Origin of the sequence: Corynebacterium sp. UMB4614 (genome assembly GCF_030217065.1) — a bacterium.
Classification (GTDB): Bacteria; Actinomycetota; Actinomycetes; order Mycobacteriales; family Mycobacteriaceae; genus Corynebacterium.
This window is the reverse complement of sequence record NZ_JASONC010000011.1, coordinates 23,974-50,185: the sequence shown is the minus strand read 5'-3', so window position 1 is coordinate 50,185 and position 26,212 is coordinate 23,974. Positions and strand designations below refer to the sequence as shown.

Here is a 26,212-nt window from a genome sequence, read left to right as displayed (position 1 = left end):
ATCGGCCCGCTGAGGCGTCTTAGTGGTGGTTCTCCGAGTTGGCGCAGGAGTCCGCCTCGCACAGCGGCACGGAACTATCGGTACCCGGCTGAGAGCTCAGGCCCGCCGCGCCCGACTGGCCGGTGCGGCCGACTACCCCGCTCAAACCCTGGCCTGCGGCATAGGAGGCGGCGCGCACCTCGTCGGCGTCCATCTGGCGACCCCGCAGCCACTCGATGAACCAGCAGACCAGGTAGATCAGGAAGCTCAGCGTCGTCACGAAGACGGAAACTGGCAGGCCGGGTGCCAGCGAAAGCACCAGGCCGCCCACCGCGGCCGTCACCGAAAAGATCGCGGAAAGGACCACGGCGACCAGGGGATTGGCGGTAACCTTCACCGCCGCCGCACCCGGGGTAATCAGCAGCGCGAGGAGCAGCAGGGCACCCACGATCTGCACGCCCTGGCTGGCCACCGCACCCAGCACGGCGGCGAAGAGGATGGAAAGCAACCGCACCTTCACCCCACTGGCAGCGGCCATCGTCGGATCGACGGTGGCGAAGAGCAACGGCCGCCACAGCAGCGCGATGACCGCGACGACGATCACCGTCATAATCGCCAGCATCTTCATATTCGACGAGCTCACGCCCACGATCTGCCCGGTGAGCAGGCTAAAGGCGATGGAGGAACGGCCGGGGTAGAGGTAGATAAAGAGCACCGAAAGGCCCATGCCGAAGCTCAGCACCACGGCGACGATGGAGTCCTGTTCTCGGGCGCCCACCACCCCGAGAATCACCGCCGCACAGACCGCTCCGAGTAACGCACCCCAGGAGACGCTGAAACCGAAGAGCAAGGCGGCCGCCGCACCCATCAGCGCGAGCTCGCCGGTGCTGTGTGCCGCGAAGCTCATGTTGCGCATCACGATGATCGGCGCGATCGCTCCGGAGAGCACGCCCAGCAACAGGGCTGCGAGGATGGACTGCTGCACGAAATCCACGTTCAGCAGGGCAAGGGTGTCCGCCCACCACTGGCCGGTATGAAACTCGCTCATAGAACGATCAACTTCCCATCTACCTCGATGACCTTCACCTCGGTCTGGTACAGCTCCGAGAGGGTCTCGGTGTTCATGACTTCCGCGACCGTGCCCTGCCGATGCCCGTGCGGGGTGATGTAGAGAACCCGGTCGGTGACCTCGAGGATCGGGTTGATGTTGTGCGTGATGAACAGCACCGCGGCATTCTTTTTCCGCCGCTGGCGCTCCAATAGCTCAACGGTGGCGCGCTGGGCGCGCAGGTCCATGGAGAGCAGCGGCTCGTCGCACAGCAGGATTTCCGGGTCCCCTGCGAGCGCCTGGGCCTGGCGGATCAGCTGCTGCTGGCCGCCCGACATCTTCCCGACGCGGCGGTCCGCCAGCCCGGCCGCGCCGACCTCGGCGAGCGCGGCGTCGATCTGCTCGCGGCGGGGGCGGCGGTTGCGGAACACCCCGTGTGCGGTGGAAAGCCCCACCAGGTCACGCGCCCTAATCGGCAGGTTCGCAGGGAACATTCGCTGCTGCGGGATGTAGCCGATCGTGCCTTCCACCTCGACGCTGCCGCGGGTCAGCGTGCGCTGCCCCAGCACGGTCTGGAAGAGGGTGGACTTGCCCACGCCGTTTGAGCCCAAAATAGCGAGAAATTCCCCCGGGGCGACCTCGAGGTTGAGGTCGCGCCACAGGGGTTCAATCGCGGCGTTGTGAAACGCTAATCTCATGCGTCCTCTAGCTGCTTGAGGATGTCATCCACGTAGTCGAAGTACGTGGTGCCCCGGTCCGGGGTTTCGTTCACGTTTACAGTAGCAACGTCCTTATCCTTGGCGGCCTTCGTCAGCTCTTCGGCTGCCGGGGTCTGGGCCTGCTCGTTAGTGATCAGGACGTCCAGCTTGCCGTCCGTGATCAGCTTCTTCGCGGCGGCGAGGTCTGCTGCGGAGGGCTCGGCTTCGCGGGCCACGGCCTTGGCGAAGGACTCTGGGGTGATGTCCTCGAGGCTGGAGTCCTCGACGATGGCCTCGGCAACCGACTCGGTCAGCATGACCTTCTTGGCCGGCAGCTTCTTCATGCGCTCGGTGTAGGACGCGGTCTTCTCCTTGATCTCGCTGTTCTCGTCCAGCTTGGCCGGGAAGTCCTTGTCGAGCTCGTGGAGCTGGGTTGCGAGGTTATCGGCGAAGGCGTTGACGATGTCCATGTCCAGCCAGGCGTGCGGATTCTGGCCGCTGCCGTGGTCATGCCCGTGGCCGTGCTCGTGATCGTGGTCATGGCCCTCATGATCGCCGTGATCATGGTCGTGGTCGTGACCCTCGTGATCGTCGCCCTCATGATCGTGGTCATGCCCGTGCTCGTGATCGCCGTGGTCGTGCGTGTGGGCCGAGGCCAGCGGGAGAGCGCTCACGATCGGGGCGTCGTCCGCATTATCGGTGAGCCAGTTGTCGTAGCCCGCGCCGTTGGCAGCGATGAGGTCCGCGCTCTTGGCCTTCGCGATGTCGGCGGCGGTGGCCTCGTAGCCGTGCGGATCGTCGTCCTTGTTCTCCATGATGGTCTCGACGGAGAAGGTCTCCTCCGCCCCGTCGACGCTCTCGATGACCGCCTTGGCGATATCTCCCCAGACCGGGGTCGAGGCGACGATCTTGAACTCCGTGTTCTCGGCCGGATTGTCCTGCGAGCCGCCCTCGGAGCAGGCGGCAAGGCCTGCGGTCAGGGTGAGGGCACCGAAGATGGCGGCGCCGCGCTTGCGGGTTGTTGCACTAAAGTTCATAGAAACTTCTCACAGTTGTTGGTAATGGGAACAGGTTGCAATAAGAAATCTAATGCAGCACCCCGCCGGCCAGCAATTTTTTTGCCAACCGCCTACGGTAAGAAGCATGAATCAACCCGCCCGTCGAGGCACCCTCGCTTCCATCGCCGCCGAGTTGGGCGTATCCCGGACCACCGTCTCCAACGCCTATAACCGGCCCGGCCAGCTCTCCGAGGAACTGCGCACCAAGATCCTGCAGACCGCGGAGAAGATGGGGTACCCGGGGCCCGACCCCATCGCGCGTTCCCTGCGCATCCAGCGGGCGGGTGCCGTCGGCGTCCTCCTCACCGAGGAGCTGACCTACGCCTTCGATGACCAGGCCTCCGTCGAATTCATGTCTGGCGTCTCGCAGGCCTGTGGCGAGATGGGGGTGTCCATGCTCCTCATCCCCGCCGGGGTCCAGTCCGATGGGAAGGACGCCACCGCCCTGATCAACCAGGCTGCCGTCGACGGTTTCATCGTCTACTCTGTCGCCGACGAGGACCCCTACCTGGAGGCCGCCATTAGTCGGGGACGCCCCGTCGTCATCTGCGACCAGCCCGCCGGTCGCGAAGGGCTCCGCTTCGTCGGAATCGACGACCGCGAGGCCATTAAACCGGTCGTCCGTCGCCTCGTCGACGCAGGTCACCGCAAGATTGGCATCCTGTGCATCCGGCTGGACCGGGAACCCAACAACGGGCCCGTCAGCCAGGACCGGCTCGCCGGGGCGCGCATGAACGTGCAGCGGGATCGCGTGACCGGGGCGCTGGAGATCCTCGCCGAGGCGGGCATCGACGCCGCCAGCGTGCCCCTCGTGGAGCGCCATATCAACGACGCCGAAACGACCGAGGACGCGGCCCGCGAACTGCTGGAAAGCAACCCGGATCTCACCGCCGTGGTGTGCACGACCGATTCGATGGCGCTCGGTCTGCTGCGCTACGCCGAATCGGTGGGCATCGACGTCCCTGGCGACTTGTCGGTGACCGGTTTCGACGGCATCCCGCAGGCAGAGGCCGAAGGTATTGTCACGGTGCGCCAGCCCTCCCGCACGAAGGGGCGCCTGAGTGGTGAGTATCTCGCGGAGGAGATCCGGGCGCGTCGGAAGGCGGCGAAGAATCGGAAATCCGCGCCATCGCGGGCGCAGTCGGAGACCCCGCCGGCGGTCTACCTGGAGACCACGGTGCTGGACGGAACTTCTATCGCCGCCCCGCGGGCTTAGGGAAAGCGGGCACTAACCACCCAGCTCCGCGGGCAACTGCGCCGCGGGCACTAACCACCCAGCTCCGCGGGCGACTGCACCGCGGGCTCAATGGATCCAGCTCCGCGGGCGACTGCACCGCGGGCACTAATGACGCAGCTCCGCGAGCTGCTGGAGTGCGTCTCGAACGTCGAAGGGGCTGCCCAGGCTCCGGGTTGCCGCGGTGGTGTCCGCGAGTCGGCCGCCCACGTGGACGCCGACGTCTGGGCGTGGCTGAGTGAGGGTGGCAAGGACGGTTTCGTCTGTGACGTCGTCGCCCAGGAAGAAGACCACGTGCTCCGGCAGCTGGGTGCGCAAGCCCGCCACGTAGCTGCCCTTTGTTGCGGTGGCGACGCTGAGTTCCAGGATGTCGCGGCCCCAGGTGACCTGCACCGGAACCGCCGGGGTGCTGCAGGTGGCCGCGAACTCCGCCAAACGTTGGTTCGCTTGCTGCGCGGCCTCGGGGCTGGCGGCCTGCCGGGTGTGCAGGCCCACCGAGTATGGCTTGTACTCCACCCACATGCCGCGGTCGGTGGCTGCGATCTGCTCGGCGTGCTCGCCCAGTTTCTGCAACACCTCTGCCCGCGCCGATGGGGTGGGGTTCACGGAACCGTCCGCAGTACCAACCGCGGCGCTGCCGACGGCCTCGTTCGCAGCGGCAGCGCTGCCCGAAAGGGAGTCTTCCGCACCGTGGGAGCCGACCAGGCGGATATCGTCTGGGCCCGGACTGTCGAGTACTGGCAGTCCGGTGACCGCGGAGAGTTCGCGTAGCTGGCGACCAGAGATGATGAGCACGGTCACCCCAGGGAGCCCGGCGAGCTCCTGCAGTGCCTCCAGCGCGCCGGGTACCGCTCGCACGTCGGTGGGGGAGTCCGAGAACTCCGCCAGCGTGCCGTCGAAGTCGACCGCGAGCAGTAGCTTCTCCGTTGCTGCGAGGTAGGTGAGATCCTCCGCGCCCAGAGTGTCGGGGCCCAGTGTGTCCGGACCCAGCTTGTCGGGATCCTCCTCCTTGGGGTGCCGTTCGCTGGGATTGTGGGGGCTTGGGGGCGGGGTAGCGGGCATCGGCGAGCTCCTTAAAGTGTTCTCTTCGCGGGGCCCGTGGCAGCCCCTGGGGGTGGGTGCTGCCTAGGCGCGGGCGACCATGCTCAGTGCCTTCGGGGTTTCCCACTCGGCGGCGTCTGGGTGGAACTGCTGCAGCCGCAGCGAGCGCCCACCGTCGCGCGTATAGGTCAGCGTCTGGTTTTCCAGGACGTCGCGAAGGCGCTCGGCATTGCGCTCATCGCTCGGTGCGCACTCGGCTTCGCCGCCGATTTCCTCGACGCTCAGCTGGCCGACCTCAAGCTGGGATTCCTTCTCCCGCCACTGGACGTCGGCCTTGAGATTCAGGCAGCCGCTCGCCCCGGTGAGGGAGTCTTCACCGATGACCAGGAAGAGGCGGCCCTCCTGGGTTTCCGGCAGATCGGCCGGTGTGTCCGGGTCTTGGTAGATGCGGGTGACCTGCCACTGCGTCCATCCCACCGGGGATTCGGCCTCGCCGCAGGCGCTAAGGCCCAGCAGGCCGGTCGTAGCGAGGACGGCGGCACCGGCTCGGGCTGCAGTTCGGCCCCGCTGAGCTCCGCGCAGTTTACTGAGTTCCATCACCGCTCCTCCTTGCCTGGGGACGTCGCGTCCGTGCGCAATTCGGCCAGGAAGCTGTCCGCCCAGTGGTCGACGTCGAACTCGCGGACGTTCTCCCACATCTTCTGCATCCGTTCCCGGCGGTCCGAAGGCTTGGACGTAGCCGCCGTGAGGATCGTCTGCGCAAGCTGCGTCTTATCATAAGGATTGCACATGAAGGCGCTGGTCAGCTGCGTGGCTGCGCCCGTGAACTCCGAGAGCACCAGGGCACCGGTGCCATCCGAGTGGCAGGCCACGTACTCCTTGGCCACCAGGTTCATTCCATCCTTCAGCGCGGTGACCAGCATGATATCTGCCGCCAGATACAGCGCGACCAGCTTCTTGAAGGACTGGTTATTGTGCACATAGCTGACCACCGGTCGGCCCATCGAGCCGTGCTTGCCGTTGATTCGGGAGACGATGCGCTCCACGTCCTTGCGGGTGGCTTGGTAGTCCTCCAGCCGTTCCCGTGAGGGGGTGGCCACCTGCACCATGGAGATGTCCTTGGCCTTGAGCCCGTGCTTCTTCAGCTCACCGGAGTCCAGCAGCTCCTCAAGAGCCAGCAGGCGCTGCACGATGCCCTTCGTATAATCCAGCCGGTCCACCCCGGCCATCAGGACCTTCGGCGAGCCCAGCTGCTGGCTTAAGTGCTGCGCCTTGGCCAGCGTCTCCGGCTGCTGGGCCTGTCGTTCGACGGCGGCGGAGTCCAGGGAGATCGGGAAGACCCCGATGCGGGTGACATGCTCCTGCGCCTGTTCATCCTGCTGATCCTCGCTAGCAGCCTCGGCTGCGGCGGTGCTGGTCGCCGTGGGGCTCGTGGTGCACCAGCCGATGACGGAGTTCTCCTCCGGCAGGCGGGCGCCGCTGACGAACTCGGCATCCGTGGGATCGTCGTAATGAACGTCGAAATCCAGCGCGCGGAGCGTGTGCAGGAAGTTCCGGGCGCTGTCCTGGGTCTGGAAACCGATGAGGTCCGCACCGAGCGTGCCGGCCAGCACCTCGCGGCGCCACGGAAGCTGGCGGAACAGCTCTGGGGCAGGGAAGGGGATGTGGAGGAAGAAACCAATCTTGAGGTCTGGGCGTGCCTCGCGGATCATGCCGGGCACCAGGTGCAGCTGATAGTCCTGCACCCACACCGTCGCGCCGGGCGCGGCTTCCTTGATCGCCTTATCGGCAAAGCGGCGGTTGACGGCGTGGTAGCTCGCCCACCAGGAGCGCTTATAGCGCGGATGCACGATCAGGTCGTGGTACAACGGCCACAACCCCGCATTGGAGAAGCCCTCGTAGAACTCCTCGTAATCCGTGTCGGAGAGATTCACCGGGATCAGGTCGATGCCGGTCTTCTGTCGCGGTGGCATCTCCTTGGCCTTGACCTTCTTGGTCGTTCCCGGCCAGCCGATCCACGCACCGTTGTTCTCCTGCAGAACCGGCTTGAGTGCCGTGACGAGCCCGCCGGGGGAGGCGACCCACTTATCGTCGATCCGGTCGACGGGCAGACGGTTGGCGATAACAAGAAAATCTGAACCACCGTCGGTGGCCATCGTGCCTCCTGAAGCGCTTCCTAGGTGCCGATTATGGCACCAAGTGTACGCGGACTACTGAGCCTTCTTCGTGGCCTTTTTCGTCGCCTTCTTAGCGGCCTTCTTGGTGCTCTTCTTAGCAGCCTTCTTCGTAGCCTTCTTGGTCGCCTTTTTCGCGGCCTTCTTGGTGCTCTTCTTGACGGCCTTCTTCGCCGACTTCTTCGTGGTCTTCCGGCTAGCCTTCTTCGTGGCGGCCTCGTTGGCCTCCAGCTCCTCGACGACCTTTCGGTGGATCAGGCCATCCGGCTCGACGCCGAGCATGCTCATCAGGGTCACGCCGTCCAGGAAGTCCTCGGCATAGGTGGCAACGATCCGCTGAGCGGCGAGAGCGGTTTCAACCGGTACGGCGTGCAGAGACTCGGCGCTAGCTGGACGATTGTCTGTGACCTTTGGGGGCACTGGCATCCTCTTTCACGAAAACTCTTGAACTGGCGGTGGTCTTTGATGGTGAATCAAAAACTCGTTGCCTGGTAACGGGCCTATTCTACGCTAATCAGTCCCGGGCGTGTTCGGAGCCCTCAGCTGAGCCGCCATCCTCGGCCGGGCCCTGCTCGGCTGGGGAATCGACCTGCCCCTGCAGTTGCGCCTGCTTCTCGTCCTCCCGCATCTTCGCGAGCTTGCGGCGCTGCCTCGTGCGCAGCAGGGAGTCGATGCTCCACAGGGACCGGGTGCCCTCCCGCTTGCGGCTCATCCGTGGCACCGTGCGGTCCATCGGGTGCTGGTCCAGGGGGTGTGCTGCATGGTTGCCGTGTCGGCGCCGCGGCCGGCGCTCGCGCACCGTGATGCGCGGGCGGCGCAGGCCGTATTCCCGGTGCAGGATGCGTGGTCGACGCAGGCGGCGGGCTACCCACTCGCCGAAAACCACGCCGGCGGCCAGCGTCGTCGCCGTCGCTGCAGCCAGGGCCAGGTTCGACATACCAATGACCAGCTTGTCCTGCAGGATCGAGGACATTCCCCGGTATAGCGCCAGGCCGGGCAGGAAGGGCGTAATGCCGGCGGCGGCGGTGATCTGCGGCGGCACCATGTACCGGCGGGAAAGCAGACCACCGGTCATGCCCACCAGAATCGCGGCGGCCGCGGCTGGCATCATCGTGGAGCTCTCGGCCAGCGCCTGGACGATATTGTGCGCGATGGAGGCGACCAGCGCGGTGGCCGCGGCGACCACCGTCGCGCGCCGTTCCGTGAAGCAGGCCAGACAGAAGAAGACCGTCGCCGCCGCGCCAGAGAGCACGCGCACCGTCGTCCCGCCCAGTACACCTGAGGTGGTGGATACGTCTAGGGGAGTCATGTCGATGCCGATCATGTGGACGAACTGTAAGGCCGCGCCGATGCCTGCGATGATCGCGCCCGTGTTCAGCACCGTTTCGAAGAAGCGGGCAGAGGCCGTGACCGGCGCTCCCGTTACTGCATCCTGGAGAGCCTGGACCAGCGTCAACCCCGCGAGCTGCGCGACGATACAGGACGCCACCACCAGTGAGGGTGGGAAATACCAGCCACGCTCCGTCGCGAACTGCGTGACAACCGCGGCGGGCAAGACCGCGATGAAGCCACCCAGGAAGTTCTGGTAGAACTCCGGCAGCGACTTCGACGCCAACCATGCCGTGGAGAACATGATGAACAGGGTCGTGATCGTCGCGACGAAAGCGACGGCGTAGCCACCGCCCAGCAGCAGGGCGATGGAGAAGGCAAACCCACCCCAGGAGAGCAAAGCCCAGCGGGTACGGAACGGCAGAGGGCTGCGCTCGATCTCGGCGAGAATCTGCTCCGCGGTGTCCAGCGGGGTTGCGCCGGCGATGATAGAGCGCACCAGCCGGTCGATCTCCGTGAGGCGGGAGAAATTCGTGCTGAGGGTCTTCACGACTCGGAAGGCGGACACGGGGCTGCGGGACTCGTCGTTGTGGGCGTACACGGTGATGGTGTTCAGCGTGATGTCCACGTGAGTGTAGTGCAGGCCATACGCGGCGGCGATCGCCTTGATCTCCGCCTTCGCGTCCGAATTGCCGGTGCCGGCGGCCAGCAGTTGGTCCCCGATGCGTGCAGCAAGGTTCAGTACGCGGTGGATTTCCTCCGGGTCCGTGAGGTTCACCGGGGCCAGCGGCGTCGGCGGCGGCGCTAACCGAATCCCGTCGATGGTCGCGCGATTGCCGGTAAAGAGCATGTCGCTGGCGCGTCGGGCGAACCGAGCTAGATAATTTGCCACAACCACACCGTACACAAGGCCCCCTCCCGCACTTGAGGTGATGGTGGGTCTAAAAATTCGTGGGCTCTCGTGGTGGGCTGCTACTCTTTAAGCGCTCATGCCTCGTACGGGGCGTTGGGTGTGCCGAAGTGGCGCAATTGGCAGCGCAACGCACTTGTAATGCGTAGGTTGCGAGTTCGAGTCTCGTCTTCGGCTCTGTGTAAGGCTCCGGGAAACCGGAGCCTTTTCTTTATGTCTTGACTCTTGCTCCGGGGTGCGCCCGGGAGGCCGTGCGGGTGGCGGGGATAAGTTCTTAGTGGTTTGGGGCATTCAATAAATGGGGAGAAAGAGAGAGTGCCAGAATGGTGACTTTTCGGACGAAATAAAAATTAACTCCAGTTTTGACCTCTATTAACTCGCGATATAACTGGGGTTGGAGAAGCGTTTCTCTAACTAGACCCAAATGGGGGAAATTCATATCCGTGCTGGCACAAGGCTATTTCGAAGCTATTCTTCTGCTGTGTGTTCGTGCCGCTGAAAGACGTTAAGTATTTCTTCGGCGCGGCTTTCTCGCCAGAAGTAATAATTCACCCCACGCGTAATGTGAAAGCTTTTTCATGCCTCAATTGACCGCAATTCGCCCGTCGCGCTCGAATAAGATCGCCGCCCGCGCGGCTGCAACAGCCCTCGCCGCCGCCCTCGCCGGCGGCATCGCCGCGAGCCCGGCAGCCACCACCGCGGCGCTCGCCGCTCCGGCCGGCTCCTCCCAGGCCGGTACCGCACCTCGAGGCAACCTGCTGCCGGAAAGCTCCGCCACCGGATCCGTCCAGCTCCCCGGCTCCTACGACCCCGTCCCCCACAACGGCGCCCCGCAGCCACAGGCCTTCCCGGCCTCCGAGTATGGCTGGTACCTGTCGGACCTCAGCTCCCACCCTTATGGCAACTACGTCACCCTCATCGACGGCTTCAATGACCTGCGGGCCAAGCACCCGGACGTCATGAAATCCAATCTTGACCAGGTCGCCGAGATCAACAACAACGCCCCCACCGCCCGGATTGCCCAGGCCCAAGAGGACGCCGCGACCTCCAAGGAAGGGGTGCTCCGTATCTTCGCCGATGCCTTCGGCGAGGAGCTCGGCGAGCACTTCCGCCAGGCGCTGAAGGAGCACCGTCTTCCCAAGACCCAGATGCTTTTCGGCGGTGCCACCGCACGCGCCGGGGGAGTGGCCTCCTCCACCTTCATCGAGAAGACCTACTACAACAACGAGCGCCCCTTCGTCGCCGCACCGGAACGGATCACAAAGCACAACCTGCCGGGCAAGGACTTCTACAGCACCTCGAAGTCCTTCCCCTCCGGGCACACGAATCAGTCCACCTGGACCACCACGCTGCTGTCCTATATGCTCCCCGAGTTCGCTCCAGAGCTGCTCGCACGCGGCGCCGAGGGTGGCTACTCCCGCGTGGTCCTGGGCGTGCACTACCCGCTGGACGTCATTGGTGGCCGCATGGTCGGCACCGCTGCCGCCGCGGACCGACTAAACGACCCGCGCATGCGCGCCAACCTGGACGCCGCCGCCCAGGAGATCCGCGCTGAGCTCGAGTGGCGCTGCGGCGACACCCTCGCGAACTGCGCACAGAAGCAGGCCGAGGCCGGTAAGGGCTATAACCCAGAATCCGTGGATCGCTACACCGAGTTGATGAACTACGGCTTCACCCCGGTCTACTCCGAGTCCGCCCCGATGGTGGTCCCGCAGGCCGCGCCCGCCCTGCTGCTGGGTAAGTACCCGAACCTCTCCCACACCCAGCGCGCCGAGATCCTCCGCCAGACCGCCGGCCCGGCCGGTTACCCGCTGGATAAGCAGGGCCCGGAGGGCTCCTGGCAGCGACTCAACCTGGCCAAGGCGCTCACCGCCCAGGTCACCATCGCCGACGACGGCTCCGTGGAGGTGGCTGGCTAATGGCAACGCTTACTCGCCGCCGCGTCCTGCAGGGAATGGCCGCCACCGGTGGGGTGGCCGCCGCGGGGAGCCTGCTGCCCGCCACCCAGGCAGCCCCCGCCCGCGCCGTGCTGGGTGCGGAGAACTGGGACCCCGAGGTCTTCGCCCACTCCGTCGCCTCCGGTGACCCGACCGCCAGCGCCGTCATCATCTGGACCCGCGTGACCCCAACGAAGGACGCGGTTCCCGGCTCCGGGAAGGGGCCGGACGTCCCCGTGACGTGGGAGGTTGCCACCGACCCCGAATTTCAGGACGTCGCCGCGTCCGGGAAGGTCACCGCAAGCGCCGAGTTCGACCACACCGTCAAGGTCGACGCCACCGGCCTCGGATCGGCCACCACATACTTTTATCGTTTCACGGCCGACCTGGGTGAGCGGAAGGCGACCTCCCGGGTGGGGCGCACTCGCACCGCCCCCGGATCCGGCGACGATGTCAGCACGATCCGCTTCGGCGTGTGCAGCTGCTCGAACTACGAGGCCGGCTTCTTCCGCAGCTACCGGGACATGGCCGAGCGCGATGACCTGGAATTCGTCCTGCACCTGGGCGACTACACCTATGAATACGAGACGGGCGGCTACACCGGCGTGTACGGCCAGCAGCCCCGCACCGTGGAGCCCGCGCACGTCACCCAGACACTCGCGGATTTCCGCATCCGCCAGGGTTGCTACCGCAAGGACGCCGACCTCGCCGACCTGCATGCAGCCAAGCCGATGGTCTCCGTGTGGGACGATCACGAGTTCGCAGACAATAACTGGCGCGAGGGTGCGACCGGGGAGAGCTTCAAGAAGGGGGACGACTACCCGGCGCTAAAGGCAGCCGCCTCCCGCGCGTACTTCGAGTGGATGCCCGTGCGGGTGCGCCCCGAAGCGCGCGCCCAGCACCTCTACCGCACCCTGCAGTACGGCCCATTGATGGAGATCATCATCCCGGACCTGCGCTCCTACCGCGATGCGCAGCTGATCCAATCCGGTGACCACCTGCTGGACTCCGACCCGGACTTCATTCGTGCCGCCGGTCGGGAGGGCCGCACCATGATGGGGCGCAGCCAGTTCGAGTGGTTCAGCAACGCCATCAAGTCCTCCACCGCGAAGTGGCAGGTCATCGCCAACGAGGTGATGTTCGCGCCGATGACCCTGCCGGCGACCCTGGACCCGAAGCTGCACGACTGGCTGGTGGAGAAGATCGGCCTGCCGGAGCAGGGCATCCCGCTGAACCCCGACCAGTGGGATGGCTACATGGTGGAGCGGCAGAAGATCATCGACATGATCGCCGGGCTGCCGGATAAGAACGTGGTCTTCCTGACCGGGGATATCCACAGTTCCTGGGCCAGCGATATTCCGCGGGATATTTTCGGCTACCGCACAGGCCAGAACACGAAGGCGGTGGCCACTGAGTTCGTGACCCCGTCGGTGACCGCGAAGAGCGCCTTCGATTCTTTGGCGGTCAGCCGCGCCTTCGACGCCGCCACTCGGCAGCTGCTGTACACCGGCGAGAACCTGCTCTCCGGGGTGAACCGTTGGTTCAAGTGGATCAACTTCACCGATCACGGCTACATGGCCGTGGAGGTGGGGCAGAAGGCCACGCAGTGCGACTGGCACTACGTGGACCACGTGCTGGCCAAGGACACCCCGTTCCGCCTGGGCAATAGCTTCCGGGCCGAGGTGGGCTCCCCTGGTGCCCGTAGCGTTGGCGCGGGCCTCAATCGCGCCCAGCGGGTTTATTAGTCCGACCGGGAGCGGGGAAGGGGCGCTTGCTAGAAGCGGTAGACCATGACGTAGCACTCCTCGTGGGGTGCCACGCCGTGGTCGATGAATCCGAACTTGGAGTACATGCGGCGGGCGCGGTCATTGCCGAAGTCCACCGCCAGGCTGACGGAGTGGTAGCCCTTCGCACGGGCGTGGTCCAGGGTCGCGCCCAGTAGCCTGCGGCCCAGCCCAAGGCCGGTCATCGTCGGACGGAGCGCGATGGCCAGCTCCGGGATGTCATCGGAGATATAGCCCGCGCCGGGCTCGGATTCGGTGAAGTTACGCAGCCACGCAGCGCCCGCGGGTGCGCCCTCGTACTCGGCGATGATTCCGCCCTGCTCCGCGGTCCACATGTCCACGTAACGGACCAGATCGTCCTGGAAGTGCTCGGAGACGTCCTTTCCAGGATCACCCCAGGTATCAGTTTCGCGGAACATTTCCGTGATGAAACCGCGGTCGCCCTCGCTCGCGACACGAAAAGTGACCGCATCCGTGGCCGGGCGCTCGGCTGCTGACTCTGCCTGAATATCCTCGCTCATGCCCCCAAATATAGAACACCGGCGCCGAACCGCGGGATCGAGGATCCGTGCTCGGCGCCGGTGGGCTCCAAAATCTAAGGAGCTTTTAGCAGGTCGGGGATTAGTAGATGTAGACCTTGTCACCCGGCTGCAGGTAGTTGAAGAAGGTCTGGGCGGACTTGCGATCCATGCGCACGCAGCCGGCGGACTGCACGTTGGTCGTGCCCTGGTGGAAGGCGTGACCGTTGTTCGTGAAGTAGACGGCGTACGGCATTGGTGCATTGCCGAACTCGTAGCTGATCTCGTCCTTGACCTTGCGGGTCACGGTGAACATGCCGCGCGGGGTCTCCTGGCCTGGGCGGCCGGTGGAGACGACGACCGGGCCGTAGGAGCGGTTGCCGCCCCTCTGCAGCCAGGCGCGCTGGGCCTTGATATCAACGCATGCGTGCGCGGAAGCCGGGCACGGGTTGGAGGCCGGGCGGGCCTGCTTCTTCGGGGCCTGCTTCTTTGGTGCTGGCTTCGGGGCCGGCTTCGGCGCGCGAGCAGCCTCGCGCTGCTGCAGGGCGCCCGGTGCGACAGCGTTGACGAAGTTATCGATGCCCTGAACAACCGGGGTGCGGAACTGCGGCGGCAGGTTCTTGGCCTGGGCCACGAGCGCGTCGCGGGCGTTCAACAGGGCGGTCACGCCATTGGCCTGTGCCTGGCGCAGCTGGGCGTCGAAGTCAGCCTGCAGCTGAGCGATCTGCGGCGGCAGGGAAGACCCGGCCACGGAGGAGCCGAGCTGCGGGGCAGCGCTGGCCTCAGAGGCGGTGGCGACGGATGCCCCAACGCCGAGGGTGGAGGCGCCGAGCGCGAGGGCAGCAGCGCCAGCGAACTGCTTCTTGGAGGTGTTGGACACCTTGCGGTGCTTGCCGATGTAACGAGTCATGCGCTTCAGAATAAACCCATTTGCACGTGAGAGAAAGCTGAACGCGCCGGTTGAGCCTCCTGTTAATGCTGCGTTCAACTGGCAACGCTGCCCGTGGGGCGGCGTGGGGCGAGCCAGGCCCCCGGGATCCGCCGCTATCGCGTCTCAGTGCTGCCGGACCCCACACCGCTCGCGACGGGAATATTCTCCAGCGGACAAGCGCTAAAATATGTACAGCAAGCATTCAGCAAGCTCCCAGTCTCGGTGGAAGCAGATCGGTGAAGATAGAGCCATGACTACCCCAAACACGCAGCCCGTTAAGGTTCTCGTCGTCGACGATGAGGACAACATCTCCGACCTGATCAAGGTCAGCCTGAAGTTCCAGGGCTTCGACGTGGAGACTGCTGACAACGGGCAGACCGCGCTGGAGATCGCGGAAACCTACCGCCCCGACGCCTTCATTCTGGACGTCATGATGCCAGGAATGGATGGCTTCACCCTGCTCAACAAGCTCCGCGAGGCCGGCCACGACGCCCCGGCCCTGTTCCTCACCGCCAAGGATGGCGTGGAGGACCGCATCCACGGCCTGACCATCGGCGCGGACGACTACGTCACCAAGCCCTTCTCCCTGGAGGAGGTCATCACCCGACTGCGTGTGATCCTGCGCCGCGTGGCCAAGGACGACTCCGAGGAATCCAGCCTCATCACCTACGAGGACATCACCCTGGACGACGACATGCACGAGGTCACCAAGGCCGGGGAGGTCGTGGACCTGTCCCCGACGGAGTTCCAGCTGCTGCGCTACCTGATGGTCAACGCAGAGGTCGTCCTCTCCAAGTCCAAGATCCTGGACCACGTGTGGAATTACGACTTCGGCGGGGACGGCAACGTCGTCGAGTCCTACGTCTCCTACCTGCGCCGGAAGATCGACACGAAGGAACCCCGCCTGATCCACACCGTCCGCGGCGTGGGTTACGTGCTGCGTAAGCCACGCTCCTAGGTTTTTCCTGGTCGATGGCTTCTCTCCCTGAGAATTCGGACGTCCCCGCCACCGGGGCAGCGAACTCCGCTGGTTCCCCTGGCGCGGACGATGCCGGCACCGCTGACTGGCCGGTGGACGGCGAGCACGGTGAGTTCCAGCGTCCCGGGCGCTTTCTGTCGAACTTCCCGCTGCGTGTCAGCCTCGTCGTCGTGATGACGTTCCTCGCCGCACTCGGCCTGTCTTTTTCCGGCGCGGTGACGACCTCCACGCTGCAGCACTTCATGGTCTCGCGCGTGGATGACCAGCTCAATAGTGCGATCAACGGCTGGGCCTACCGGACCACCGACGACGAACGCTCCTACCAGGACAGACCCGGTAGCAGCACCCCGCAGCCCAACCGGCCGCCCACGGATTTCTTCGTCCGCGTGGTGGACGGGGAGATCTCCATCGAACCACTGAACTCGGTCTTCGATTCCGCCCCGGAGCTGCGGGGATTGGAGCAGCCGAGGGAGCCCGTGACGGTGCCCGCCCGCGCGGGGAGCGCGTCCCACGCCCCGTGGCGTGCGGCCTCCGTCGAGAACCAGGATGGCACCGTCACCATCGTCGCCCTGCCCCTGGAGGGCGAGGAACACACCATCCGCAGGCTGGTGTACCTGCAGATCATCATCGGTTTCCTGGTGGTGGCCTCCATCATGATCGTCTCCCAGTACCTGGTGCGCCGCGCGCTGCGCCCGCTGAACCAGGTGGAGGAGACCGCCTCCCTGATTTCCCAGGGCCACCTGGACCAGCGCGTCCCGAATTGGGAGCCGGATACCGAGGTCGGTCGCCTGGCGCAGGCCTTCAACCGGATGCTCGCACAGATCCAGGGTGCGTTCCTCGCGGTGGGTGCCTCCGAGCGCCAGGCCCGCAAGTCCGAGGCCACGATGCGCCGCTTCATCGGGGATGCCTCCCACGAGCTGCGCACCCCGCTGACTTCCGTGCGGGGGTATGCGGAGCTCTACCGCTCCGGGGCCACCGACGATGCGGACATGGTCATCGGCCGAATCTCCGACGAGGCCGAGCGGATGGGGCTGCTGGTGGAGGACCTGTTGGCCCTGGTCCGCATGGATGAGGGCCGCCCGCTGCAGAACCAGCGGGTGGATGTGCTGGAGCTGGCGCTGCGCGCCGCCGACGGTGCCCGGGCGGGCTTCCCGGGGCGCAGCATCGGCGTCGAGAATCACTACGGCTCCATCCCGGTCGTGATGGGCGACGCCAACCGCCTGCACCAGGTGATCAGCAACCTCCTCACGAACGCGCTGAAGCACGCGGGTGAGGACGCCAGCGTGAAGATCAGCCTGCTCAAGACGAGCCCAGGACTGGTCACCATCGACGTCCAGGACGATGGCGAGGGCATCCCTGCCGACGCCCTGCCGCATCTCTTCGAGCGTTTCTACCGTCCGGACGGCTCCCGCTCCCGCGCTTCGGGCGGTTCCGGGCTGGGCCTATCCATCGTGCAGTCCCTGGTCAAGGCACACGGCGGGGCGATCACCGTGGACTCCACGGTGGGGGAGGGCACCACGTTCAGGGTGCAGCTGCCCGTGGCGCCGGAGGATTCTCCAGCGCAAATTTCACCAGAAGACTGACCTTCTGGTTGCGGGGCAGCATATTGTGCGCCACCTGCAGCTGCGGGTAGAAGTCCTGCACCCGCACTAGCCGCAACGGGCTCGGATGCTGGGGGATACCGCCGGTCGGTTCGGCGTCGCCGAGGGCGAAGGCCGCGTTGAGGGGGACCATGCGGTCGTAATCGGAGGCGATCTGCGTGATCGGCACGGTGCACTCCCCGGCCGGCGCCAGCGCGTCGGCCAGCGCGGGGGAGCCCACCACCTGCTCCGCGAAAGCGGGCGCCATGACGGTGCTGATCACCCGGTTGATCAGGGCCTCCCGCGCGGTCCCGGACCAGGGCATGTGCACGCCTCGGAAGTCCGCGCCCAGACCCACGATGTGGTTGATCGCCTCCCCGCCGGGGCGGCTCGCCACGGCCAGGGAGATCAGTCCGCCCTGGGAATGCGCGACCAGGTCGAAGGACTCCGCGCCGGTGGCCTCTTGGAGCGCGGCGATCTGCGCCCGGGTTTGGGCGATGGATTGCGACAGCGACGTGGTTCCGTTGTCCCCATAGCTGACGGAGAACACCCGCCGGTCCCGCCCGTCGAAGGTGCTGCGCAGGTAGGGCACCATTCGCGCGAAGTTCCCGCGACCACCCACGGTGCCGTGCACCACCACGATGGGGCGGGGCTCGGAGGGCAGCATCCGGTGGGTGGGGGACTCATCCCATTCGCCCAGGTCCGGGATGTGAGCCAGCAGCGAACGTCGCGGGGTAGCCTCCTGGCCCAGCCCGGAGTGCAGGATGGGGCTGCGGCGGGGACTGCGGGGCGTAGAGGGGGACATATCGTTCTAGAGCGCTGGTGTTAGGCTTCGTCCTCTGGCACGCCAGCAACACCCTGGTTGCGCAGCTCCGCGCGGATCCGCGCCGCCGCATCGTCCATCTTTTCCGGGTCCGTCTGATCCATCGGGATGATGTTCTGCAGGCTGTAGCCGGACATGTCGGAGGCCGGGAACAGGTGGATGTGGGTGTGCGGTACCTCGAAACCGGCGATCATGTAGCCGCACCGCGGGGCGTCGAAGGCCTCGCAGATGGCCTTGCCGATCACCTGGGCGACCTCGTTGAGCTTGCCCCACAGCTCGGCCGGCACGTCGGTCCAGCGGTCGATCTCCTGGGTCGGGACGACCAGCACGTGGCCGTAAGCGACCGGCTCGATGGTGAGGAATGCGGCGACCTCGGCGTCGCGGTAGACGAAGCGACCCGGCAGTTCGCCGTTGATGATTTTCGTGAAAACGGTAGCCATACCTCGTGATGTTACCCGCGAAACCATCGGCGAACACCGGCTTTGGGGCAGCGTCGCGTCGCGCTGTCCGGCTGGCTCGCTAGACTGGGACACTATGCGCATTCTTGTACTTGGCAGCGGTGCCCGCGAGCACGCATTGGCTTATTCCCTGTCCCGCGATGAGTCCGTCTCTGAGGTCCACGTCAGCCCCGGCAACCCGGGGATGAAGGCCATCGCCACGCTCCACCCGGATGACTCGAATCCGGTGGGCTTGGCCCAGGAACTCGGGGTGGATCTGGTCGTGATCGGCCCGGAGATCCCGCTGGTCGCGGGCGTGGGCGACGATCTGCGGGAGGCGGGCTTCGCGGTCTTCGGCCCATCCAAGGCCGCGGCCCAGATCGAGGGGTCCAAGGCCTTCGCGAAGGACGTCATGGCGCGCGCCGGGGTCCGCACTGCGTCAGCGGAGTCTCTGCAGCCGGGTACGTCGGATGCCGAGATCGAGGCCGCCCTGGACCGCTTCGGCCCCCGCTTCGTCGTGAAGGACGACGGCCTGGCCGCCGGTAAGGGAGTCGTCGTCACCGACGACCGTGCTGTCGCGCGCGCCCACATCGACGACGTCCACGCCGCTGGCAACCCGGTGCTGCTGGAAAGCTTCCTGGATGGCCCGGAGGTCTCCCTGTTCTGCCTGGTGGACGGCGAGACGGTCGTCCCGTTGATCCCGGCGCAGGACTTCAAGCGCGTCGGTGAGGGCGATACCGGCCCGAACACCGGCGGCATGGGTGCCTACACGCCGCTGCCGTGGCTGCCGGAAGACGGCGTGCAGCGCATCGTCGACGAGGTCTGCATCCCCGTCGCCAAGCAGATGGCCGAGGATGGGGTGCCGTACTCCGGCCTGCTCTACGCGGGTCTGGCCTGGACCTCCAATGGCCCGGAGGTTATCGAATTCAACTGCCGTTTCGGTGATCCGGAGACCCAGCCGGTGCTGCAGCTGCTCGACACCCCGCTGGCGGGCGTGCTGAACGCCGTCGCCAATGGCACGCTCGCGGAGCTGCCGCCGCTTCAGTGGAAGGACGGCTACGCGCTGACCGTCGTGCTCGCGGCGGAGGGCTACCCGGAGTCCGCAAAAAAGGGTGGGGTCATCACGGGCGCTGAGGCTGGTAGCGAGGATCGCGGTGTCCGCGCTGCTGGTGTGGCAGAGAAGGATGGCGCGCTCGTCGCTGCTGGCGGCCGCGTGCTCAACGTGGTGGGCGAGGGCGCGACCCTCGAGGAGGCCCGCGAGAAGGCCTACGCCACCCTGGCCACCATCGACCTGCCGGGCGGGCACTTCCGTAAGGACATCGCCCTGGCCGCCGTCGAGGGCAAGATCACCGTCCCGGGCGAGGGGCAGGCCTAAGCCGCAGGCGAGAAACCGATGCCCGAAGGACACGTGATTCATCGGCTGGCGGCCCAGCTCAACCAGCTGTTCGCCGGTCACGCCCTGCGCGTGAGTAGCCCGCAGGGTCGCTTCGCCGAGGAGGCCGGCGCCCTGACCGGCGATATGCTGGACCGGGCAGAGGCCTGGGGCAAGCACCTGTTCTTAAGCTTCGGCAATCCCCGCAACCCGCACCGGCGGGCCGACCACATCATCCATATCCACCTGGGACTGATCGGTACCCTGGCCATCGAGCCCTTTACCGGTAGCCAACCCCGCGGTCAGGTGCGCCTGCACCTGCACCGCATCGACGCCGAGGGTGGGGAGGACATGTGCACCTGGGGCAATGCGGTGGAGGCGAACTTGCGCGGCCCCCAGTGGTGCCGCCTCATCACCGACGAGGAGATGGACGCCGCGGTCGCCAAACTCGGTGCCGACCCGTTGCGCTCCACCGACCCGGTCGTCGACCCGGAAAACGCTGCGAAACTCCCGGAGCTCGACCAGTTCCTCTGCCGCTCCCGCCGAAGCATCGGTTCGATCCTCATGGACCAAGCCCGCTACGCCGGGGTGGGCAACATCTATCGGGCCGAAACCCTCTTCCGGCTGGGCATCCATCCGGACGTCCGAGCCTGCGACCTGGCGGCGGAGGAACGTGAGAGCATCTGGCAGGACCTCGTGGAGCTCATGGCCGAGGGTGAGGCCAGCGGAAGGATCGATACCGTGCGCCCCGAGCACACCCCGGAGGCGATGGGCCGGGCACCGCGCAAAGACGACCACGGTGGCGAGGTCTACGTCTACCGTCGCGCCGGGCAGCCCTGCTACGTCTGCGGTGAGGAGATTAGGCACCGCGTGGTGGAAGGCCGAAACCTCTTCTGGTGCCCCGGCTGCCAGCCCGCGGCATAGGCGTTAAAACGCTGGTCACCAGTCCCGCGGCACAGCCGGGTGCCGCTGTGGGATAATGAGGGGCGTGACTGCTGCAAAGAAGAATATTTCCAACGTCCTCGCCACCCGCTACGCCTCCCCGGAGATGACCAACCTGTGGTCCCCGGAGGAGAAGATCAAGATGGAGCGCCAGCTCTGGCTCTCCGTGATGAAGGCCCAGAAGGAACTCGGCATCGAGATCCCGGCCGAAGCTCCGGCCGCCTATGAGAAGGTTCTCGACCAGGTGGACCTTGCCTCCATCGCCGAGCGGGAGAAGGTCACCCGCCACGACGTGAAGGCTCGCATCGAGGAGTTCAACGACCTCGCCGGCTTCGAGGAGATCCACAAGGGCATGACCTCCCGCGATCTCACGGAGAACGTGGAGCAGCTGCAGATCTACCGCTCGCTCGTGCTGGCCCGTGACAAGGCCATCGCCGTCCTCAACCGCATCGGCCGCCTGGCTGGCGAGTACCAGGGACTCGTGATGGCGGGCCGTTCCCACAACGTCGCCGCGCAGGCCACCACCCTGGGCAAGCGCTTCGCTTCCGCGGCCGATGAGCTGCTGCTGGGCCTGGCACGCGCCGAAGAGCTGCTGGCCCGCTACCCGCTGCGCGGAATCAAGGGCCCGATGGGCACCGCGCAGGACATGCTGGACCTGCTGGGCGGTGACGAGGCGAAGCTCGCGCAGCTGGAGACGCAGATTGCTGACGTCCTGGGCTTTGGCCAGGTCTTCAACTCCGTCGGCCAGGTCTACCCGCGCTCCCTCGACTTCGACGCACTGTCCGTTCTCGTGGAGCTGGGCGCGGCGATGAGCTCGCTGTCCATGACGATCCGCCTCATGGCGGGCAACGAGACCGTCACCGAGGGATTCAAGGAGGGGCAGGTCGGCTCGTCCGCGATGCCGCACAAGATGAACGCCCGCTCCTGCGAGCGTGTCGGTGGCATGCAGGTCCTGCTTCGCGGTTACCTGACGATGGCAGCCGACCTTTCGGGTGCTCAGTGGAACGAGGGCGACGTCTTCTGCTCCGTTGTCCGCCGCGTCGCCCTGCCGGATGCATTCTTCACCTTCGACGGCATGTGCGAGACCTTCCTCACCGTGCTCGACGAGTTCGGGGCCTTCCCAGCGATGATCGAGCGCGAGCTGGAGCGCTACCTGCCGTTCCTGGCCACCACCCGCATCCTCATGGCTGCGGTGCGCGCGGGCGTGGGCCGCGAGACCGCTCACGAGGTCATCAAGGAAAACGCCGTGGGGATGGCGCTGGACATGCGCGAGCGCGGCGCGGAGCAGAACCTCATCGAGCGCCTGGCCAAGGATGAGCGTCTCCCGATGAATGAGCAGGATCTCCACGACGCCCTGGCTGATCGCAAGGCCTTCATTGGTGCGGCCGAGTCCCAGGTCTCCCGCGTGCTGGACCGCGTGGAGTCCATCGTCCAGGCCCACCCAGACGCAGCGGCCTACACCCCGGGCGAGATTCTTTAAACCGGCACCGCTTCCTCGTAATTCGGTAAATTCGAAGGCGTGGGAGCAATGATTTGGTTTATCGCAGCCCTGGTACTCGCCGGTCTCGAACTGGCGGCCGGGGAGTTCACCTTGCTCATGCTGGCCGGCGGTGCGACCGTCGGCGGCCTTGTGGATTGGGCGGGCGCACCGACCTGGGCGGCGATCGTCGCTTTCGGCATCGCCACTGCTGGGCTGATCCTGTTCCTGCGTCCCATTCTTCGCCGTAGGCTGCACGGACCGAAGGCGCTCGATACTTCCCAGCAGGCCTTGGTCGGCGCGACCGCTGAGGTTTTGGAGGACGTCGGCGCCCGCAGTGGGCAGATCCGCCTGGACGGTTCCATCTGGTCCGCGCGCTCGATGGACCCATCTGAGACCTTTACCAGGGGCGAAGAAGTTCACGTCATCGATATCGATGGCCCGACCGCTGTCGTGTGGAAGCGCGAATAGCGGGATATCAGTCCGTGAAAGAACCAACCAGGAAACGGTAAACACATGTCCGGCATGATCTTCCTCTTAGTTCTGTTGGCTTTCATCGCCCTCGTCGTGGTGAAATCCATCGCCCTGATCCCCCAAGGCGAGGCGGCCGTCATCGAGCGGCTTGGTAGCTACACCCGCTCGGTATCGGGCGGGATCACGATCCTCGTTCCCTTCATCGACCGGGTCCGCGCCCGGGTGGACACCCGCGAGCGCGTGGTCTCCTTCCCGCCGCAGGCGGTCATCACCCAGGACAACCTGACGGTGGCCATCGACATCGTCGTGACCTTCCAGATCAACGACCCCGCTAAGGCCATCTACGGGGTGGATAACTACATCGTCGGCGTGGAGCAGATTTCTGTCGCAACGCTGCGCGACGTGGTCGGTGGCATGACGCTGGAAGAGACGCTGACCTCCCGCGAGACGATCAACCGCCGGCTGCGCGGTGAACTCGACGCTGCAACCGCCCGGTGGGGGCTGCGCATCAGCCGAGTCGAGCTGAAGGCGATTGATCCGCCACCGTCCATCCAGCAGTCCATGGAGATGCAGATGAAGGCGGATCGCGAGAAGCGCGCGATGATCCTCACCGCCGAGGGTCGCCGGGAATCGGACATCAAGACCGCCGAGGGCGAGAAGCAGGCCCGCATCCTCTCCGCTGAGGGTGAGAAGCACGCCGCCATCCTGGCCGCCGAGGCCGAGCGCCAGGCGATGATCCTGCGCGCCGAGGGTGAGCGCGCCTCCCGCTACCTGGAAGCACAGGGTGAGGCGAAGGCCGTCCAGAAGATCAACGCCGCCATCAAGGCCTCCAAGCTCACGCCGGAGGTACTGGCCTTCCAGTACCTGGATAAGCTGCCGAAGCTGGCCCAGGGCGAGGCATCGACGATGTGGATGATCCCGTCTCAGTTCGGCGATTCCCTCGAGCAGTTCGCCAAGGCCTTCGCCAAGAAGGACGATGAGGGCGTGTTCCGCTACGAGCCGGGCCACGTGGACGAAGACACCCGTGAGAAGGCCGAGGCGGATAACACGGAGGAGTGGTTCTCCACGGCCTCCGACCCGGAGATCGCTAAGGCCGTCGCCGCGGCGAATGCGGTGGCCAATAAGCCGGTGGAAGATGATCCAATGGATCCGACGCCTAAGCCGCAGCACGCTCGCAAGGAACTCCCGGCGGAGCCGGTGCAGCAGCCAGCCCCGCAGAGCGTGGATCCGCCGAATATGTGGACGAACCCCACGAATTAGGGCGCACCTGGGGGCGGGTCCGGCGGGGGTCTAGCCGGGCCCAATCGCGGTGCTAGACTGTCTAGCCATGCGACCAGAATTGTCTGATTACGAGCACATTTCCGCGGGTAAAGTCCGCGAGATCTACGAGATCGACGCAGAGCACCTGCTGATGGTCGTCACGGATCGGATCAGTGCCTACGATTTCGTGCTCGACACCGATATTCCAGACAAGGGGCGGGTGCTCACCGCGATGAGCGCCTACTTCTTTGAGCAGATCGACTTCCCGAACCACCTCGCGGGACCGCTGGATGACGAGCGCATCCCCGAGGAGGTGCTCGGGCGCGCCATGGTGTGCAAGAAGCTGGACATGGTTCCCTTCGAATGCGTGGCTCGCGGCTACCTCACTGGCTCCGGCCTGAAGGAGTACGAAGCCACCGGCGCGGTCTGCGGCGTCAAGCTCCCGGAGGGCTTGGTTGAGGCCTCCAAGCTGGACGAACCGATCTTCACCCCGGCGACGAAGGCAGAGATCGGAGATCACGACGAGAACGTCGGCTTCGACGTCGTCGTCAAGGACCTGGGGGAGGACCTCGCGGAAAGGCTACGCACCGCAACCCTGGAGATCTACTCTCAAGCTGCGAAGATGGCCGAGGAAAAGGGCCTGATCCTGGCGGACACGAAGTTCGAGTTCGGCCTGGACAAGGAAGGCAACCTGGTGCTCGCCGACGAGGTGCTCACCCCGGACTCCTCTCGCTACTGGCCGGCTGAGGGCTACGAGGAGGGCAAGGTGCAGCCGAGCTTTGATAAGCAGTTCGTCCGCAATTGGCTGACCGGCCCGAAGTCTGGCTGGGATAAGAACGATGGCTCCCAGCCGCCGGAGCTTCCGGGCTCCGTGGTGGAGGCGACCCGTGCGCGCTATGTGGAGGCCTACGAGCGCATCTCCGGTAAGCGTTTCGCGGACTGGATCGGCAGCTGCGTCTAGAACACAGCCTGCACAGCAGGATCTAGAACACAGCCTGCACGGCCGGGGGTGCTAAGCCTTCGGCGTAGCGTTCCCCGCACCGGACGGGACGGCTGAGAACAACCTCGGCGAAGAACCCGGATAAAGCTCAACCCCGCTCCAACCAATGGTTGGGCGGGGTTTTGGCGTGACGCAGCGGGGAACCGCGCTGCGCGGGGCGGTGTCGCCGGTCGACTAGACGCGAGCGGCGTGCTTAGCGACCGCGGTGATGCCGTGGTGCGTCAGGTGGAAAGCCAGGTTGCGGTGCTGCGGGGCGACGTCGATGATGCCGGTGATCCAGCGATCGCGAGCGCAGGTGTCGTGGCCGGTGGTCATCGGCTTAATGTCCACGAAGGTGGAGCGGGTGTCGCGGGAGGCGTTCGCCGCTGCGCGCTGCAGGGCGTCCTCGACCGGGCGAGCCTTGACGATCAGGGACGGGGTGCCCTGCGGCAGCAGGTTCAGGTAGCAGGTCTGGCCCGCCGGGTTGGTGATCCGTGGGTAGCCCATGACCTTCACGCGGGCGTTCGGGGCCAGGCGCTTGACGTGGTTGACGGTGTTGCGGATGGATACGCGCAGGTTGTTCTCGATCTGCGGGATCGGCATCTTGTCGTTCAGGATGTACGGGTAGGTGTCGTTCGCGCCGGCGAAGATGACGACCTCGCGGGTCGCGCCGTTGAGCTTGCCGTCCTGGCGGGCCTTATTCGCCAGGCTGGTGATGTGCTTGCCGCCGGTGCGGAAAGATGCGCCGGAGCAGGAGTAGTTGTCCACTGGGGCGCGCTTAACGGACGCGTAGGCGTTCTTGAAGCGGTCATCGGAGGCGCAGCCCACGCCGTTCATCGGCTTCGGGTCGAGTGGGATGCCGCGCTGGCTCATGTAGTGAGCGACGGACGGGTTGGCCATGATCGAGTCGCCGAGTAGCACGGTGTTGCCAGGCGCCGCGGAAGCTGTGGCAGGTGCCAGCATGGCGCCGAGAACAGCAACCACGGAGAGGGCGAGGGCCTTGAGACGCATATTCATCCTATCTGTGGATTGGTGTAGAAGATTCGATGCTCGTTACAGCCGAATTGTATTTGCTTCCCAGAGAAAATGAAACAAATGAGCATTATTGGGGCGCAAGTTACAGAAGTTATGCAACTTGCCGGACTGTCCCGGCGGTTCCGGGTCGTGCCCCTGCGCAGCTCACCGGGGCCGTGTTTCATGTCCGGTGTGAGTGCTAGCTTAGGGGCTTAGCGAAACCGGGAGCTGTGT

Annotated in this window: 24 protein-coding genes and 1 tRNA gene; 12 read left to right on the top strand and 13 right to left on the bottom strand. The window is 65.7% G+C overall.

The genetic code is table 11. The features are described from left to right. Nucleotides 1-19: 19 nt before the first annotated feature. The 3 genes from QP413_RS06260 to QP413_RS06250 are packed head-to-tail and all read right to left on the bottom strand — an operon-like array spanning nucleotide 20 to nucleotide 2,762. Nucleotides 20-1,027: a metal ABC transporter permease gene (locus QP413_RS06260; RefSeq protein ID WP_284781148.1), complete on the bottom strand. Its 1,008-nt coding sequence runs from the start codon at nucleotides 1,025-1,027 to the stop codon at nucleotides 20-22. Further along, entirely contained in the window at nucleotides 1,024-1,725 is a 702-nt protein-coding gene (locus tag QP413_RS06255) for a metal ABC transporter ATP-binding protein (RefSeq protein WP_012360899.1), read from the bottom strand. Before QP413_RS06255 ends, QP413_RS06260 begins: the two co-directional genes overlap by 4 nt. After that, nucleotides 1,722-2,762 (bottom strand): metal ABC transporter solute-binding protein, Zn/Mn family, encoded by a 1,041-nt coding sequence (locus tag QP413_RS06250; RefSeq protein WP_284781145.1) that lies wholly within the window; start codon nucleotides 2,760-2,762, stop codon nucleotides 1,722-1,724. Before QP413_RS06250 ends, QP413_RS06255 begins: the two co-directional genes overlap by 4 nt. Before the next feature lie 106 nt (nucleotides 2,763-2,868). On the opposite strand from QP413_RS06250, the gene QP413_RS06245 reads away from it, so the two are divergent. Next, nucleotides 2,869-3,999: a LacI family DNA-binding transcriptional regulator gene (locus tag QP413_RS06245; protein WP_284781143.1), complete on the top strand. Its 1,131-nt coding sequence runs from the start codon at nucleotides 2,869-2,871 to the stop codon at nucleotides 3,997-3,999. Between the two features lie 126 nt (nucleotides 4,000-4,125). Here QP413_RS06245 and otsB read toward each other — a convergent pair whose 3' ends face one another. The 5 genes from otsB to QP413_RS06220 form a co-directional block, all read right to left on the bottom strand. Next, a complete protein-coding gene (gene otsB / locus QP413_RS06240; RefSeq protein WP_284781141.1) occupies nucleotides 4,126-5,079 on the bottom strand; it encodes a trehalose-phosphatase in 954 nt (317 codons plus the stop codon). Between the two features lie 63 nt (nucleotides 5,080-5,142). Continuing rightward, complete coding sequence (locus tag QP413_RS06235; protein ID WP_012360895.1) at nucleotides 5,143-5,655, bottom strand: hypothetical protein; 513 nt, start codon at nucleotides 5,653-5,655, stop codon at nucleotides 5,143-5,145. Beyond that, nucleotides 5,655-7,214, bottom strand: coding sequence for a trehalose-6-phosphate synthase (locus QP413_RS06230; protein ID WP_015381914.1), 1,560 nt, complete (start codon nucleotides 7,212-7,214; stop codon nucleotides 5,655-5,657). Before QP413_RS06230 ends, QP413_RS06235 begins: the two co-directional genes overlap by 1 nt. Nucleotides 7,215-7,268: 54 nt before the next feature. Then, nucleotides 7,269-7,652: a hypothetical protein gene (locus tag QP413_RS06225; RefSeq protein ID WP_187440831.1), complete on the bottom strand. Its 384-nt coding sequence runs from the start codon at nucleotides 7,650-7,652 to the stop codon at nucleotides 7,269-7,271. A 94-nt stretch (nucleotides 7,653-7,746) separates the two neighbouring features. After that, entirely contained in the window at nucleotides 7,747-9,468 is a 1,722-nt protein-coding gene (locus QP413_RS06220; protein WP_284781137.1) for a threonine/serine exporter ThrE family protein, read from the bottom strand. Between the two features lie 107 nt (nucleotides 9,469-9,575). On the opposite strand from QP413_RS06220, the gene QP413_RS06215 reads away from it, so the two are divergent. The 3 genes from QP413_RS06215 (at nucleotide 9,576) to QP413_RS06205 (ending at nucleotide 13,153) form a co-directional block, all read left to right on the top strand. Then, nucleotides 9,576-9,648: transfer RNA gene (locus QP413_RS06215), tRNA-Thr, on the top strand. Nucleotides 9,649-10,058: 410 nt separating this feature from the next. Further along, nucleotides 10,059-11,390, top strand: a complete 1,332-nt coding sequence (locus tag QP413_RS06210) for a phosphatase PAP2 family protein (protein ID WP_284781135.1) — start codon at nucleotides 10,059-10,061, stop codon at nucleotides 11,388-11,390. Beyond that, complete coding sequence (locus tag QP413_RS06205; protein WP_284781134.1) at nucleotides 11,390-13,153, top strand: alkaline phosphatase; 1,764 nt, start codon at nucleotides 11,390-11,392, stop codon at nucleotides 13,151-13,153. The genes QP413_RS06210 and QP413_RS06205 overlap by 1 nt, the downstream gene beginning before the upstream one ends. A gap of 29 nt (nucleotides 13,154-13,182) precedes the next feature. Here QP413_RS06205 and QP413_RS06200 read toward each other — a convergent pair whose 3' ends face one another. Next, nucleotides 13,183-13,713: a GNAT family N-acetyltransferase gene (locus QP413_RS06200; protein WP_284781133.1), complete on the bottom strand. Its 531-nt coding sequence runs from the start codon at nucleotides 13,711-13,713 to the stop codon at nucleotides 13,183-13,185. A 100-nt stretch (nucleotides 13,714-13,813) separates the two neighbouring features. Continuing rightward, complete coding sequence (locus QP413_RS06195; protein ID WP_284781132.1) at nucleotides 13,814-14,620, bottom strand: L,D-transpeptidase; 807 nt, start codon at nucleotides 14,618-14,620, stop codon at nucleotides 13,814-13,816. 271 nt (nucleotides 14,621-14,891) lie between these two features. On the opposite strand from QP413_RS06195, the gene QP413_RS06190 reads away from it, so the two are divergent. After that, nucleotides 14,892-15,599, top strand: coding sequence for a response regulator transcription factor (locus tag QP413_RS06190; RefSeq protein ID WP_070759720.1), 708 nt, complete (start codon nucleotides 14,892-14,894; stop codon nucleotides 15,597-15,599). A gap of 14 nt (nucleotides 15,600-15,613) precedes the next feature. Next, on the top strand, nucleotides 15,614-17,203 hold the full coding sequence (locus QP413_RS06185) for a HAMP domain-containing sensor histidine kinase (protein ID WP_284781130.1): 1,590 nt from the start codon (nucleotides 15,614-15,616) through the stop codon (nucleotides 17,201-17,203). Here the strand turns inward: QP413_RS06185 and QP413_RS06180 are convergent. After that, nucleotides 17,142-18,005, bottom strand: a complete 864-nt coding sequence (locus QP413_RS06180) for an alpha/beta fold hydrolase (protein WP_284781129.1) — start codon at nucleotides 18,003-18,005, stop codon at nucleotides 17,142-17,144. The two genes, QP413_RS06185 and QP413_RS06180, sit on opposite strands and share 62 nt — an antisense overlap. A gap of 20 nt (nucleotides 18,006-18,025) precedes the next feature. Beyond that, nucleotides 18,026-18,463, bottom strand: a complete 438-nt coding sequence (locus tag QP413_RS06175) for an HIT family protein (RefSeq protein ID WP_284781128.1) — start codon at nucleotides 18,461-18,463, stop codon at nucleotides 18,026-18,028. A gap of 94 nt (nucleotides 18,464-18,557) precedes the next feature. Here QP413_RS06175 and purD point away from each other — a divergent pair, with 94 nt between their 5' ends. From purD to QP413_RS06145, 6 genes are all read left to right on the top strand, one after another. After that, nucleotides 18,558-19,835, top strand: coding sequence for a phosphoribosylamine--glycine ligase (purD, locus tag QP413_RS06170; RefSeq protein WP_284781127.1), 1,278 nt, complete (start codon nucleotides 18,558-18,560; stop codon nucleotides 19,833-19,835). Between the two features lie 18 nt (nucleotides 19,836-19,853). After that, on the top strand, nucleotides 19,854-20,756 hold the full coding sequence (locus QP413_RS06165) for an Fpg/Nei family DNA glycosylase (protein ID WP_012360866.1): 903 nt from the start codon (nucleotides 19,854-19,856) through the stop codon (nucleotides 20,754-20,756). Nucleotides 20,757-20,811: 55 nt separating this feature from the next. Further along, nucleotides 20,812-22,254, top strand: coding sequence for an adenylosuccinate lyase (gene purB / locus QP413_RS06160; RefSeq protein ID WP_284781125.1), 1,443 nt, complete (start codon nucleotides 20,812-20,814; stop codon nucleotides 22,252-22,254). Between the two features lie 39 nt (nucleotides 22,255-22,293). Then, a complete protein-coding gene (locus QP413_RS06155) occupies nucleotides 22,294-22,722 on the top strand; it encodes an NfeD family protein (protein WP_284781123.1) in 429 nt (142 codons plus the stop codon). Between the two features lie 45 nt (nucleotides 22,723-22,767). Further along, on the top strand, nucleotides 22,768-23,985 hold the full coding sequence (locus tag QP413_RS06150; protein ID WP_284781122.1) for an SPFH domain-containing protein: 1,218 nt from the start codon (nucleotides 22,768-22,770) through the stop codon (nucleotides 23,983-23,985). Nucleotides 23,986-24,052: 67 nt separating this feature from the next. After that, a complete protein-coding gene (locus QP413_RS06145; protein ID WP_148792608.1) occupies nucleotides 24,053-24,946 on the top strand; it encodes a phosphoribosylaminoimidazolesuccinocarboxamide synthase in 894 nt (297 codons plus the stop codon). 213 nt (nucleotides 24,947-25,159) lie between these two features. On the opposite strand, the gene QP413_RS06140 is transcribed toward QP413_RS06145, so the two are convergent. Continuing rightward, nucleotides 25,160-25,975, bottom strand: coding sequence for an SGNH/GDSL hydrolase family protein (locus tag QP413_RS06140; RefSeq protein ID WP_284781120.1), 816 nt, complete (start codon nucleotides 25,973-25,975; stop codon nucleotides 25,160-25,162). Nucleotides 25,976-26,212: the final 237 nt, after the last annotated feature.

Coding starts and splice junctions, on each gene's coding strand:
- QP413_RS06175 (WP_284781128.1), bottom strand. CDS start 18,463: ATGGCTACCGTTTTCACGAAAATCATCAACGGCGAACTGCCGGGTCGC.
- QP413_RS06185 (WP_284781130.1), top strand. CDS start 15,614: ATGGCTTCTCTCCCTGAGAATTCGGACGTCCCCGCCACCGGGGCAGCG.
- QP413_RS06165 (WP_012360866.1), top strand. CDS start 19,854: ATGCCCGAAGGACACGTGATTCATCGGCTGGCGGCCCAGCTCAACCAG.
- QP413_RS06145 (WP_148792608.1), top strand. CDS start 24,053: ATGCGACCAGAATTGTCTGATTACGAGCACATTTCCGCGGGTAAAGTC.
- purB (WP_284781125.1), top strand. CDS start 20,812: ATGAGGGGCGTGACTGCTGCAAAGAAGAATATTTCCAACGTCCTCGCC.
- QP413_RS06195 (WP_284781132.1), bottom strand. CDS start 14,620: ATGACTCGTTACATCGGCAAGCACCGCAAGGTGTCCAACACCTCCAAG.
- otsB (WP_284781141.1), bottom strand. CDS start 5,079: ATGCCCGCTACCCCGCCCCCAAGCCCCCACAATCCCAGCGAACGGCAC.
- QP413_RS06150 (WP_284781122.1), top strand. CDS start 22,768: ATGTCCGGCATGATCTTCCTCTTAGTTCTGTTGGCTTTCATCGCCCTC.
- QP413_RS06140 (WP_284781120.1), bottom strand. CDS start 25,975: ATGCGTCTCAAGGCCCTCGCCCTCTCCGTGGTTGCTGTTCTCGGCGCC.
- QP413_RS06200 (WP_284781133.1), bottom strand. CDS start 13,713: ATGAGCGAGGATATTCAGGCAGAGTCAGCAGCCGAGCGCCCGGCCACG.
- QP413_RS06235 (WP_012360895.1), bottom strand. CDS start 5,655: ATGGAACTCAGTAAACTGCGCGGAGCTCAGCGGGGCCGAACTGCAGCC.
- QP413_RS06260 (WP_284781148.1), bottom strand. CDS start 1,027: ATGAGCGAGTTTCATACCGGCCAGTGGTGGGCGGACACCCTTGCCCTG.
- QP413_RS06190 (WP_070759720.1), top strand. CDS start 14,892: ATGACTACCCCAAACACGCAGCCCGTTAAGGTTCTCGTCGTCGACGAT.
- QP413_RS06245 (WP_284781143.1), top strand. CDS start 2,869: ATGAATCAACCCGCCCGTCGAGGCACCCTCGCTTCCATCGCCGCCGAG.
- purD (WP_284781127.1), top strand. CDS start 18,558: ATGCGCATTCTTGTACTTGGCAGCGGTGCCCGCGAGCACGCATTGGCT.
- QP413_RS06205 (WP_284781134.1), top strand. CDS start 11,390: ATGGCAACGCTTACTCGCCGCCGCGTCCTGCAGGGAATGGCCGCCACC.
- QP413_RS06180 (WP_284781129.1), bottom strand. CDS start 18,005: ATGTCCCCCTCTACGCCCCGCAGTCCCCGCCGCAGCCCCATCCTGCAC.
- QP413_RS06255 (WP_012360899.1), bottom strand. CDS start 1,725: ATGAGATTAGCGTTTCACAACGCCGCGATTGAACCCCTGTGGCGCGAC.
- QP413_RS06250 (WP_284781145.1), bottom strand. CDS start 2,762: ATGAACTTTAGTGCAACAACCCGCAAGCGCGGCGCCGCCATCTTCGGT.
- QP413_RS06230 (WP_015381914.1), bottom strand. CDS start 7,214: ATGGCCACCGACGGTGGTTCAGATTTTCTTGTTATCGCCAACCGTCTG.